The organism is Conexibacter sp. S30A1 (assembly GCF_023330665.1).
Classification (GTDB): Bacteria; Actinomycetota; Thermoleophilia; order Solirubrobacterales; family Solirubrobacteraceae; genus Palsa-465.
The window spans coordinates 898,731-910,675 of the sequence record NZ_CP097127.1 but is presented as its reverse complement, the minus strand read 5'-3'; the positions used below and the strand labels follow the sequence as shown (position 1 = coordinate 910,675).

Here is an 11,945-nt window from a genome sequence, read left to right as displayed (position 1 = left end):
GGCGGCGCTAGGCCGCAGGCGGGCGCTTGTCCGTCTGCGCCGCGGATACGCGCTTGGCCAGGGCCCCGGCACCGAGGGCTTGCTGGCCCAGTGCGGCCAGCGAGGGGGCGAGCGCCGCAAAGCCGGCGCCGACCCGGACGGTCAGCGGTGCGACGGTCACCTCGGCACGGTTGTGCTCGATCGCAGCGACGACGGCGGCGGCAACCTGGGCAGGCGAGCTTGTGCCCACGCCGCGTGGCAGTTGCACGCCGGTGTCGGCGAACATGCCCGCGTCACGCACGAACCCCGGCAGCACCACCGACACGCCGACGCCGCCAGCACGCAGATCCGCCCTGGCGCTGTGTGCAAACCCGCGCAGCCCGAATTTCGCCGCGCTGTAGATCGAAGAGGCCGGTGTCGCCGCCTTGCCCGCCAGCGAGGAGATGATCACGATGTGGCCGTGGCCGCGGGCGACCATGGCGGGCGCCAGTGCCCGCACCAGCGCGATCGGTGCGCGCAGATCCACGTTCAGCATCACATCGATCTCCGCCTGGCTGAGCTCGAGCAGATGCCCGGAGGCGGGCAGTGCGGCGTTGGCGATCAGCACATCGACCTGACCGGCCCGCTCAGCGAGACGCTCGACCTCTGACCCGAGCGCCAGATCGGCGGCGATCACCTCTGCGTCGAGCTCGGCGCCCAGCGCCTCGAGCACGTCGGCACGACGCCCGCTCAACACCAGCCGCGCCTCCCGCGCGGCCAGCGCGCCAGCCAGCACGCGGCCGATGCCGCCGGTGGCACCGGTCAGCAGCACGCGGCTGCCTGCCAGCTTCATCTCTCGCCGCGCGCTTGGCCGTCAAACATTCGGTGGGACGATACTGCGTGCTGATGTACACCCGAAAGCTGATCGCACTGGTGGGCCCGACCGCCGTCGGCAAGACCGCCGTGGCCGTCGCGCTCGCCGACGTCCTGCGGGCCCAGGGCGAGCTGCCGGTGGCGGTCTCAGCCGACGCGCTGCAGGTCTACCGCGGGCTCGAGCTGCTCACCGGCGTTGCCTCACCGGAGCAGCAGGCCCGGCTCGAGCATCGGCTGATCTCCTTTCTGCCGCCGGACGCGACCTTCAGCGCCGGCCAGTACGCGGAGCTTGCACACAACGAGATCGACACGCTCCTGCAGGAGGGACGACTGCCGATCGTGGTCGGTGGGACCGGACTCTATCTGCGGGCGGCGCTGGCCGATCTGAGCTTCCGTCCACCACCGGATCCGGCGGTCAGGGAGGGCCTCCTGGCGGAGCTTGCGCGCCTGGGTCCCGAGGTGCTGCACGCCCGTCTGGCCCGCGTGGCGCCGGGGGCCGCCAGCCAGATCGCTGTCACCGACAGCCACCGTGTTGTGCGAGCGCTCGAGCTGCATCGCTGCGGCGAGCTCGCCTCACCGCAGACAACTTCCGAGCTGTGGACCGAGGCGACCCGTCATCCCACGCTCCTGATCGGTCTGGTGGCCGACCGTGAGCGGCTCTACGCGAGCGTCAACGCCCGCGTAGACGCCATGCTGGCAGCAGGGGTTGAGCATGAGGTCCGTGCCGCCAACGCGACCGGCGTGAGCGCAACCGCCCGGCAGGCGCTCGGCTTCGAGGAGCTGCTCGCCGGCGACGTCGAGGCGATGAAGCGCCGCACCCGCAACTACGTCCGGCGTCAGCTCACCTGGATGCGCAAGCTGCCAGGAATGATCGCGGTGGACGTCGGCGGCAGGACCAGCGAGCAGGTGGCGGGCGAGATCGCCGCACGGTGGCTTGGAGAATGAGCGTCAGGTGCGGGTACCGGTGCTGAGTGTGGGCGCGCGCCGCTCAAACGCGGCGGCGATCATCTAGCCTCCAGCCGGTGAACTTCCAGAAGTGGCAGGCGCTTGGTAATGACTACGTGATCGTCGAGGCAGGCGATCTGCCCTTTGAGCTCACGCCGGCGCGAGTGCAGCGGCTGTGCGCCAGCCACACCGGCATCGGCTCTGACGGGATCGTGCTGCTCGCTCGCTCTGAGCGCGATGACCTGGTCGCCGAGCTGCGCATCTTCAACCCGGATGGCTCCGAGGCGGGCGTGTCCGGGAACGGCGCCCGCGAGGCGATCCTCTACCTGCGCCGCCAGGGGTGGACCGAGCAGAGCAGCTTCGCGATCGGCACGCAGGCCGGCGTGCTGCATGCGCAGGTCACCTCCCCGACGAGTGCCAGCGTGGACATGGGGCAGGCGCGGCTCGCGAGCGTCGACTATCCCGGCGGCAGCGCCGATGGCCGCGGTGAGCTCACCGCAGGCGGTCGGCGCTGGCCCTTTCAGCACGTCCAGGTGGGCAACCCGCAGTGCTCAATCACGATGACCGATCAGGCGGAGCTTGACAGCCTCGACCTGCCAGCGATCGGCCCGGAGATCGAGCGTCACGCCCTGTTTCCCAACCGGACCAACGTGTCCTGGTTCACCGTTGTGCAGCCGGGGCTGATCAGGGCACGCATCTTTGAGCGGGGCGTCGGTGAGACCACGGCCAGCGGTACCGGCGCGATCGGCGCAGCCGTCAGCCATGTGCTGCAGGGCGGCGCTTCGCCGGTCACGGTCCTGCTCGAGGGGGGCGAGCTCGAGGTGACGGTGAGCGAGGATCTCCATTTGCGGCTCACGGGCTGGGCGCTGCCGGTGATGCGCGGCACGGTCTCTGAGGAGCTCGTTGAAGAGCTACAGGATTTGGAGGTTTCAGTTGCGGCCCAGTAGACGCCTTGATCGCATCCCGCCCTATCTCTTTGCCGAGCTCGAACGCAAGATCGAAGCCCAGCGCGCCGCGGGCGTCGATGTGATCAGCCTCGGGATCGGCGATCCCGACATGCCAACCTACCCCGCGATCGTGGAGGCCGCCAAGGTGGCGGTGGCCGACCCTGGGACGCACCGTTACCCGACCAACCGCGGAAGACGCGAGTTCCGTGAGGCGGTTGCCGCCTTCTATGCGCGGCGCTTCGGCGTGAGCCTCGATCCCGAGACCGAGGTGATGCCGGCGATTGGCGCCAAGGAGTGCATCTTCAACCTCAACCTTGCGTTCCTGGATCCCGGTGATGTGGCGCTCGCCAGCGATCCTGGTTATCCCGTCTACACCGGCGGCCCCACGCTGGCCGGCGCCGAGCCGGTGCTGATGCCGCTTGAGCCCGCCCTGGGTTTCGCGCCAGACCTCGACGGCATCCCGCGGCCGACGCTCGAACGCGCGCGGCTGATGTTCTTCAACTACCCGAACAACCCGACCGGCGCAACCGTGCCCGACGGCTTCTTTGAGCGTGCCGTCGCGCTCGCGCAGCGCCACGACATCCTGGCGGTACACGACAACGCCTACAGCGAGACGACCTACGACGGCTACGTCGCTCCCTCGTTTCTGGCGACGCCGGGCGCCAAGGAGGTGGGTGTGGAGGTCTTCTCGTGGTCCAAGGGCTACAACATGACCGGTTGGCGCTGCGCGGCGATCGTCGGTAACGCGCAGGTGATAGACAGCTATTGGCGGCTGAAGTCAAACGTCGACTCGGGCCTCTTTGACGCCATCCAGCTGGCCGGCGTAGCCGCGCTCCAGGAGAGCGTGGACGCCGAGGTCAAGGCGATGAACGACGTCTACGCGCGGCGTCGTGACCTGGTCTGTGACGCTCTGGAGGCGGCCGGGGTACATGTCAAGCGCCCCCACGCAACGATCTATGTCTGGGCGCCGATCCCGGAGGGGTTTGCGACCTCAGCGCAGTACTGCGAGTTCGTGCTCGAGCGTGTGGGCGTGGTGATCACTCCCGGAGGTGCATATGGCCGCAGCGGCGAGGGCTACTTCCGGATCTCCCTGACGACGCCTGAGGACCGGCTGATGGAGGCGGTTGAGCGCCTGCGCGGTCTTTCGCGCTGAGCACACCGGTCGATCCGCGTGCGACCCGGGGCGTCGCTCGCCGGGCTGGGGTTTGAGGGTTGTAAGGTCGAAGTTGTGAAGCAGGCACAAGCAACCCAGCAGCGGCCACGGGCACGTCAGCGCGCCCACATGATCGCCGCGCTGCCCGAGGGTGACACCGAGCAGCTCGACGAGCTGCGCGAGCTGCTTTTGACCGCCGGTGTGGCGGCGGTCGGTGCCACGGTGCAGCACCTGGCGGCGCCGCACCCGAACACCTACCTGGGCCCCGGCAAACTCGCTGAGCTGGCCGAGACACTGCGCCTCAGCGATGCCAACGTGGTCGTCTGTGACGACGAGCTCTCAGCCCGGCAGGAGCGCAACCTCGAACAGGCGCTGGGGCTGCCGGTCATCGACAGAACCGCCGTGATCCTGGACATCTTCGCCGCCCACGCGCACACGGCCGAGGGCAAGCTGCAGGTCGAGCTTGCGCAGCTGGAGTACAACCTCGCGCGTATGCGCGGCCTGTGGACACACCTCGAGCGCCTGGGGGGTGGCGTCGGCACCCGCGGACCCGGCGAGACCCAGATCGAAACCGACCGTCGGCTGGCGCGCGACCGGATCTCCACCCTCAAGCGCAGACTCGAGCACGTGCGCTCCAGCCGCAGCGTGATGCGCGCCGAGCGCGAACGCACCGACCTGCCCCAGATTGCCCTTGCCGGCTACACCAACGCGGGCAAATCAACCCTGCTGGGCGCGCTCACCGGGGCCGAGGTGGGAGTCGCGGACCGCCTGTTTCACACGCTCGATCCCACGACCCGCCTGATGCGCGCCGGCGGTCGCGACTATCTGGTGACCGACACGGTCGGCTTCATCCGCAAGCTGCCCCACCAGCTCGTCGACGCGTTCGCGGCCACGCTGGAGGAGACGCGACTGGCGGACCTGATATTGCATGTGGTTGACGGCTCGGCACCCGAGCGGGAGCGGCTCGAGATGATCACGGCCGTGGAGTCGGTGCTCGCCGAGATCGGCGCCGCCGCGGTTCCACGCCTGCTGGTGATCGGCAAGATCGACCGTGTCGATGCGCAGGCGCGTGAAGAGCTGCGCCACCGCCACCTCGGTGCAGTCCAGATATCGGCGCTGACGGGCGAGGGCCTGCCGCTGCTGCTGGAGGCGATCGAGCGTGAGTTTGCGCGCAGGCTGCGCCAGGTGGAGTTGCTGATCCCCTACAGCGACGGTGCGCGACTGGCCGAGCTGCACGGGTTGGCAGGAGATCTCAGGCGCGAAGACACGCCTGACGGTGTGCGGGTCAGCGCGGCGCTCACGGCCTCGGTGGCGGAGCGCTTCGCGCGCTTCACCGTGACGGGCGCTCGGGCTGGCGCCAGATGAGCGATCAGCGGGGCGCCGGACGAGGCCTGCGTCGCGATGGCTGAGGCCTGGTCGCTGAAGGTCAAGCGGCTTGCCGACGAGGCGATCCTGCCGCGACGCGCCCATCCGCAGGACGCCGGCCTTGATCTGTTCGCGCTCGAGCCTGCCGAACTTCCGGCCGCTGGGCGGGTGAGCGTACCCACAGGGCTCGCGCTTGAGGTCCCAGCTGGCCACGCCGGGTTGGTGCTGCCGCGCTCGGGGCTCGCGGCCAAACACGGCATCACGGTCGCGAACGCTCCCGGCCTGATCGATTCCGGCTACCGGGGCGAGCTGCGCGTCCTGCTGCTCAACACCTCGGCCGAGAGCTTCACGATCAACGCGGGGGACCGCATCGCCCAGCTGGTGATAGTTGCCGTTGAGCTGCCGGTTGTTGTGGACGTGCAGGCCCTGTCTGACGGCGACCGCGGCTCCGCGGGCTTCGGGTCCAGTGGCGGCTTCGGACCGTCTGCCGCAGACCCGCTGGCTGGCTTTGGCGCCAGCTGATGCTCAGCTGCCGCCCGCGGAGACCGGCGCGAAGCGCGATGGCGGCAGGATGCCGTTGCCCTCAAGGAACTGGAAGGCGATTGAGGTGGGACCGTGGCCGCTCAGCGAGTACTCGGCGTTCAGCCCGCGCATCGCACGCAATGTCAGCAGCCGGTCCACCCGCTCGATCGTCCGCGCAAAGACCGGTCCCTCGCGTCGCAGCACGCGCGGCGTTGTGACCGGCACGATGTTGCCGTGCCCGAATATGTGCTTGGGGTCAGACAGCGCGACGTATTCCGGACCGGAGAGCTGCGGGTCGGTGGTGTTGCAGTAGGCGGCCTGGACGTTGCCGCTGTCGAGCCACCAATACTGCAGGCCGATGCCGATCGACTGCACGTAGCCGGGGCGCAGGTGGTAGGCGCGCTCAAGAGCGGGTAGGCCGTCGTTGATGTACGCGAACTCAGCGGGCACCCCGAGGATCACGCCGCCGACCCTGGCGAGCTGCGGAAGTGAATGAACGTGGCCTGCCTGGGCGTACTGGGCGAGCACCGCCAGACAGCTGGTGGAGCTGAACGGCGTGGGGGGGAGGAGCACGAAACCGTGGCTGCGAGCGTACGCCGAGGCGGCTCTGTAGGCCGCACGTACGGTCGCAAAGCGCCGGTGCAGGTGCGCGATGGCGCTGTTCCACTCGCCCAGCGACTCCGGGTAGATGTCAAGCGTGCCGTGCAGAACCGCCGCGGTTCGGATCGCCGGGACGCCCACGTTGCGCGTCAGGTAGATCGTGTAGCCCTCGTGCTGCAGGGCCAGCTGGTAGAGCTGGCCGATGATGAATTGCTGCGGGCTGGCCAGGTCGCCAAGCTCGATCGGCGGCCTCCCGGTCCCGGGCAGCCGGCGCGTGCCGACCGGCGGCGGGTTGACGACCGTGACCACCGGTTGCGTGGCCGTCGTCGTGGTGGCGGCCGTTGTGGTGGTGGTGCTGGTGCTGGTGGTTGCCGCGTGCCGCGCGCGAGCGGTGTTACCGGCTGCGACACCGGTCCACCAGCCGCTCGCCACACCGACAACGAAGGTGAGCGCCAGCACCAGGCCAGCCAAGGTCCGGCGAACGCTCATAGGCCGGCAGCCGCACGCGCCGTGGCGTGGGCCAGCTCCTCCAGCTCGTCATCCAGCGGTTCGAGCGCGGCACCCCCGAGTGCGCTTGAGATCAGCCAGTCGGCAAACCAGGCGTTCTTGGGCAAAAGCGGTCCGTGCAGGTAGGTGCCGATCACGCTCCCCTGGCGTGCCCCCTCGTAGCCGTCTGACCCGTTGTTGCCGTGGCCGCGCAGCACGCGTCCGAGCGGGCTGGCCTGCGGACCCAGGTGTGTACGGCCACCGTGGTTCTCAAAGCCGGCGAGCACGCGCGCGTGCGCACCCGGCAAATCGACCTCGATGGCGACGTTGCCCGTCAGGCGGGGTCCGTCGGAGCGGACCGTGCGCACATCCAGCAGGCCGACGCCCGGCAGCGCACGCGCGCCCAGTTGGTAGTCATGGCCGAGCAGCTGGTAGCCACCGCAGACGCCGAGCACGATCGCTCCGCGTGCAGCCGCGGCCCGCAGCGACTCGCGTTTGTGCTCGACCAGGTCGGCGGCGCAGAGCTCCTGATCACGGTCCTGTCCGCCGCCCATGTAGAAGATGTCAGCGCCGTCCGGGTCGATGTCCTCGCCGATCCCAGCCGAGGTGAGCTCAAAGGCGATGCCGCGCCACTGACAGCGGCGACGCAGCATCAGCAGGTTGCCCCTGTCGGCATAGATGTTCATGAGTTCTGGGTAGAGCGCACACACGCGCAGTTTTTCAGGCTCGCTCACTGCAGGATCACCACCTCACTGCCGACGTGCGCGTCGGTCGGATCAATCCTACGAACCTCGCGCAGCCTCAACCCCGCATTGACGGCGAGTTCGGCAAGCTGCTCGGGGCTGGTCAGGTCAAGGCGTGTGCGGTCGACGCTGCTGCGCCGTGCCCCGTGCGCGTCCACGACCTCACGCAGACGCTCGAGCACGACCGAGCCGTCCTGGCGGCGCACGGCGGTGGGCTGGCTGAAGTAGGCGCAACCGTCCAGCTCGGCGATGTCCGGCAGCGGCAGTCCGCCCGCCTGCTCGCCGTCGAACTCCTCGAACTCCTCGAGGTCCTCGAGCGCGACGATCGCAACCGCGATCGCGCCCCCGGCTTGCAGATGCCGTCGGGCGCGGGCCAAAAAGGCGCTCTGCCCCTCGTTGCCGCCGAGCAGCTGGAGGGTCTGCATGGGGACCGCGATCAGCGGAAAATGCCGTCCGGGCAAGGTGAACGTTCTGGCGTCGGCGCACACGGTCTCGATCGGCAGGCCACGAGCGCGGCGCGCGAGTTCCGCCAGCAGCGCCCGGCTTTGATCAAGCGCGACGACGCCGTGGCCGGCGCGTGCAAGCGCCAGGCTGACGCGCCCCGTGCCGGCGCCGACATCCAGCACCGGCGCGCCTGCACCCGCGTACTGGTCCGCGAGCGCCAGCCAGAGCGCCAGATCCTGGCGATAGGAGCCGCACTCGATGTCGTGCCAGATCACCTCGCTCATTGGGCCTCAGGACCAGTACGGCAAGACCGCGCCGCGGCGGCCGAGCTCGGCGCGCAGTTCGATCAGGGCGGTGTAGGTGGGCAGCGCAAAAAGCCGTCCATGCGCCATGCCGGCGGCTATGTCGAGGGCACGGGGAAGCGCCGGCTCGACCGTGAGACGGTCGCGCGCCAGCCCCGCGTACTTGAAGCGCAGCGCGAGCTCGGACGCACGCCGGCCGGAGCACACGACATGGCGCACGTGCGGCACGAGCGGCTCGAAGTCGGCGTCCCAGATCCAGGAGACGTCGCGCCCGTCGGCGATGTTGTCGTTGAGGATCGCCAGCAGATCAAGCTCACCGGGCTCGAGCGCGAGCGTCTGCAGGATCGCGTTGGCGCCGGCGGGATTCTTGACCAGCAGGATCTGGATCGGCAGGCCGGCTAGCTCGACCGTCTCGGCGCGGCCAAAGGCGGCCGTTGCGGCCTGCAGACCGGCCGTGATGGTGTCAAGTTCGATTCCGCAGGCGACCGCCAGGGCGGCTGCGGCGAGCGCGTTGTAGACGTTGTAGAGCCCGGGAAGGCTGAGGCTGACCGGGCGCTCCTCCTGGCCTGAAACGAGCGTGAAGGTGGCTGCGGTACTGCCATGGAGGGTGACTTCGCGAGCCTGCACCGCGGGTGCCGGGCGCTGCCAGCCGCAGCCGGGGCAGCGGTAGTGGCCAAGGTGGCCGAGGTAGACGCTCTCGTACAGATACGTGGCGCCGCAGCGCCGGCAGTGCGTCGCGTCGGAGGCGTGCTGGCGCGTGGCGAGCGCGAGCCGGTCATCCTCGACCCCGAAGTAGATCGCTGCACTGTGCTCACGGCCCAGATCGGCGATCAACGGATCGTCCGCGTTGAGGATGAGCGCGGTGCCGGCATCGAGCCCATCGACGACCCCAGCCCAGCGGGAGGCGATCGACTCAAGCTCGCCGTAGCGGTCCAGCTGGTCACGAAAGAGATTTCCGAGGACAAGCGCGTTGGGCTCAAGCTGCTCGGTGACGGCGTCGAGCCAGAACTCGTCGACCTCAAACAGGCCGGTGTCGCCGTTCAACGTGCCGTCGTTGCGGGTGGCGGCGAGCAGGGTCGAGGCGATGCCCCCGGCCATGTTTGCCCCTGCGGTGTTGCGTACGAGAACGCGCCCGGCGCGCTCGAGGATGCTGGCGCTGATCGCGGCTGTGGTGGTCTTGCCGTTGGTGGCCGAGATCACATATCGGCCCTGCGTGAGCTGGGCCGCGAGCCGGTGTAATGCCTGGGGGTCAAGCCGCAGCAGCAACCGGCCAGGCAGGCTGGTGCCACCGCCGCGGCCTGATGCGCGCGCCGCGAGCCCGACCGCACGCGACAGTGCCAGCTTCGCGGGCAGTGTGTCCATCAACTGGAGAGTACGAGTGTGGCCAGGTCGGGGGCGATCGCCACCGGCGCCGGATTCGTGGCGGCGCGCGCCTGATCCGCGGTGGTCACACCGCTCAGCACGATCGCCGCATCCAGCCCGGCGGCTGCGGCACCGCCGAGATCGGCCACGAGGTGGTCGCCGACCACAAGCGTGCGGCCCGGACCAAGCCGTTCGAGCGCGACCTCAAAGACGCGCGGGTCTGGCTTGCCGACCAAGCGTGCGGTGGTCCCACTCGCGTACTCGAGCGCCGCGGTCACAGCGCCGGTGCCCGGGGACGTGCCGTCGGCGGCCGGATAGGTGCGGTCGCGGCCGCCGGTGATCAGCTGGGCGCCGGCGAGCAGGGCGCGCGTGGCGATGGTGAGCTCCCGGTAGTTGAAGTCCGGGTGGGCGACCGCCACAACAACGTCGGCGCGCTCCGCGGCGGGGGTGCCGTTGACGATCGTGTGTCCGGCATCGGTGACGTGCCGGAAGATCGCCGGTGAGCCGATCACGTAGACGCGGGCGCCAGGTTCACGCTCGCACAGAAGGTGCGTGATGGCCGAGCCGACGCTCACGACCTCGTCGCCGGCGGCGGTCACTCCAAGCGCCCAGAGTTTCTGGACGTACTCCTCCGGCGTGCGGGCGCCGTCGTTGGTGACAAAGGCGATGCCGAGGCCCGCCGCCCGCATCGCGGCCACCGCCGCGGCTGCCCGCGAGGTCAGCTCGTCACCGACCCAGACGGTTCCATCCAGGTCCAGGATCACGTTCGCGTAGCCTGCCACCAGCCCTGAGACGCCGACGTTCACGCGGCACGCTCCAGCAGGCATTGTGGCCCGTCAAAGCGCGGATCGCCAACCTCCGGGCCCACTGCCCAGACGACCAGCTCCTCGTCAGTGACCCCGGCGAGCAGCCCGTCCAGCAGGCCGGCCGGAGTCTCCGAGGCCAGCCACAGTGCCTCCTCGTCGGGGCGCAGGATCACGGGCATGCGGTCGTGAATCCGTGCGATCTTGCCGGTCGCCGCGGTCGTGACGATCGTGACGCTGCGCAGCTCGTCAGGCTGCTCAGGATGCCACACCGACCAAAGGCCCGCGAAGGCAAACAGCGCACCGTCGGCGCGCGCGATGTGGTGTGCCTGCTTGCCGGCGCCGTCGGGCGAGCGCTGCCACTCATAGAACCCGTCGGCCGGAATCAGGCAGCGACGACGCTTGAAGGCCTCGCGGTAGGCGGGGCGCTCGCGCAGCGTCTCGCCGCGGGCGTTGATCATCTTCTGGCCCGCACGGGGCGACTTCGCCCAGTGCGGCACCAGGCCCCAGCGCAACAGCTCAGCATGTCGGGTGCCGTCTGGGCGGGCGCGCACAGCCAGGACCTCCGTGCCCGGGGCGATGTTGTAGCGCGGCCGCAGGTCGGGGGGCTCAGCCAGCGCGAAGCGCGCCTGCAGCTGCCGGCCGCCTGAGCCGCTCAGCGAGTAGCGTCCACACATACCAATCTGGCCCGGTCCGCCACCCGCACGGGGCGCAGGAGCGCGCGCGGCTCAGCGTCGCGGCGCACCGGCGGCGGCCTGCTCTCGGCGCCGTGCGAGCGCCGCCTTCTGTCGACGGCGTCCGAGCATCACGGCCGCTCCGACGGCGATGAACGAGAGCAGCAGGCCGTAGAAGATCGCCAGGTCCAGCGAGATACCGCCCGCTGCCTGGCCGATGCCCTCGATGATCCCGAACCCGAGCCCGAGGAGCGCGACGATCGCGAGGATCGCGACCACGATGCCGCGGACACGGGCGAGCATCCCGGCACTTGCGGGAGGGGCGACCAGGCCGATCACGCGCAGGCCCCGCAGCTGCCACTTGGTGGGCCCCTGGACACCGAGCTTCTCGGTCGCGGCCTTGAGGTCGTCGGCGCGGCGCTCGGCCATCGCCAGTGAGACGTCGGCCATGCGCCGGATCTGCAGCCGCTCCTGCGGGCGGGCGGCAGCCAGCGCCTTCTGGAAGTGGGCGCGGGCCTTCTTGGCGTCGTAGCGCTCGGCGGCGCGGGCGCCAAGGATCGACTGGGCCGCGGCACGGTAGCGTGTCTCAGCCTCCAGTTCCTCGTCCGTGCGCGACTCGAGCGCCTGCATCGCGGCGAGCTGGCTCTTCTGCTCGATGCGGATCGCGCGCTGTTGCTTGGCCATGGCGCGCAGTCTACTAGCCACCCTCGCGCCCGCTCGGCACGCGCGCGTGTCACAGTGTCTACCGAACACGGTAACCGTCCCGAG

Annotated in this window: 13 protein-coding genes; 5 read left to right on the top strand and 8 right to left on the bottom strand. The window is 69.9% G+C overall.

Features of this window, described 5'->3' with window-relative positions; genetic code table 11:
* Positions 1-7 precede the first annotated feature (7 nt).
* Positions 8-811, bottom strand: a complete 804-nt coding sequence (locus tag M3M54_RS04535) for an SDR family oxidoreductase (RefSeq protein ID WP_249020997.1) — start codon at positions 809-811, stop codon at positions 8-10.
* A gap of 53 nt (positions 812-864) precedes the next feature.
* On the opposite strand from M3M54_RS04535, the gene miaA reads away from it, so the two are divergent.
* The 5 genes from miaA (at position 865) to dut (ending at position 5,763) form a co-directional block, all read left to right on the top strand.
* Entirely contained in the window at positions 865-1,776 is a 912-nt protein-coding gene (gene miaA, locus M3M54_RS04530; protein ID WP_249020996.1) for a tRNA (adenosine(37)-N6)-dimethylallyltransferase MiaA, read from the top strand.
* A 77-nt stretch (positions 1,777-1,853) separates the two neighbouring features.
* Positions 1,854-2,723, top strand: coding sequence for a diaminopimelate epimerase (gene dapF / locus M3M54_RS04525; RefSeq protein WP_249020995.1), 870 nt, complete (start codon positions 1,854-1,856; stop codon positions 2,721-2,723).
* Complete coding sequence (locus tag M3M54_RS04520; RefSeq protein WP_249020994.1) at positions 2,710-3,876, top strand: LL-diaminopimelate aminotransferase; 1,167 nt, start codon at positions 2,710-2,712, stop codon at positions 3,874-3,876. The genes dapF and M3M54_RS04520 overlap by 14 nt, the downstream gene beginning before the upstream one ends.
* A gap of 75 nt (positions 3,877-3,951) precedes the next feature.
* A complete protein-coding gene (gene hflX / locus M3M54_RS04515) occupies positions 3,952-5,241 on the top strand; it encodes a GTPase HflX (RefSeq protein WP_249020993.1) in 1,290 nt (429 codons plus the stop codon).
* Positions 5,242-5,277: 36 nt separating this feature from the next.
* Positions 5,278-5,763 carry a dUTP diphosphatase gene (dut, locus tag M3M54_RS04510; RefSeq protein ID WP_249020992.1) on the top strand — a complete coding sequence of 162 codons (486 nt, stop codon included), beginning with the start codon at positions 5,278-5,280 and terminating at the stop codon, positions 5,761-5,763.
* A gap of 3 nt (positions 5,764-5,766) precedes the next feature.
* On the opposite strand, the gene M3M54_RS04505 is transcribed toward dut, so the two are convergent.
* The 7 genes from M3M54_RS04505 to M3M54_RS04475 are packed head-to-tail and all read right to left on the bottom strand — an operon-like array spanning position 5,767 to position 11,861.
* Complete coding sequence (locus M3M54_RS04505) at positions 5,767-6,852, bottom strand: glycine betaine ABC transporter substrate-binding protein (RefSeq protein ID WP_249020991.1); 1,086 nt, start codon at positions 6,850-6,852, stop codon at positions 5,767-5,769.
* Positions 6,849-7,583 (bottom strand): type 1 glutamine amidotransferase, encoded by a 735-nt coding sequence (locus tag M3M54_RS04500; protein WP_249020990.1) that lies wholly within the window; start codon positions 7,581-7,583, stop codon positions 6,849-6,851. The genes M3M54_RS04505 and M3M54_RS04500 overlap by 4 nt, the downstream gene beginning before the upstream one ends.
* Positions 7,580-8,320: a bifunctional 2-polyprenyl-6-hydroxyphenol methylase/3-demethylubiquinol 3-O-methyltransferase UbiG gene (locus tag M3M54_RS04495; protein ID WP_249020989.1), complete on the bottom strand. Its 741-nt coding sequence runs from the start codon at positions 8,318-8,320 to the stop codon at positions 7,580-7,582. The genes M3M54_RS04500 and M3M54_RS04495 overlap by 4 nt, the downstream gene beginning before the upstream one ends.
* A 6-nt stretch (positions 8,321-8,326) precedes the next feature.
* The gene (locus tag M3M54_RS04490) at positions 8,327-9,700 is read right to left on the bottom strand and encodes a MurT ligase domain-containing protein (protein WP_249020988.1); all 1,374 of its coding nucleotides are present in this window, start codon (positions 9,698-9,700) and stop codon (positions 8,327-8,329) included.
* Complete coding sequence (locus M3M54_RS04485; RefSeq protein ID WP_249020987.1) at positions 9,700-10,506, bottom strand: HAD-IIA family hydrolase; 807 nt, start codon at positions 10,504-10,506, stop codon at positions 9,700-9,702. Before M3M54_RS04485 ends, M3M54_RS04490 begins: the two co-directional genes overlap by 1 nt.
* Complete coding sequence (locus tag M3M54_RS04480; protein ID WP_249020986.1) at positions 10,503-11,180, bottom strand: SOS response-associated peptidase; 678 nt, start codon at positions 11,178-11,180, stop codon at positions 10,503-10,505. Before M3M54_RS04480 ends, M3M54_RS04485 begins: the two co-directional genes overlap by 4 nt.
* 51 nt (positions 11,181-11,231) lie before the next feature.
* Positions 11,232-11,861 (bottom strand): hypothetical protein, encoded by a 630-nt coding sequence (locus tag M3M54_RS04475; protein ID WP_249020985.1) that lies wholly within the window; start codon positions 11,859-11,861, stop codon positions 11,232-11,234.
* Positions 11,862-11,945 lie beyond the last annotated feature (84 nt).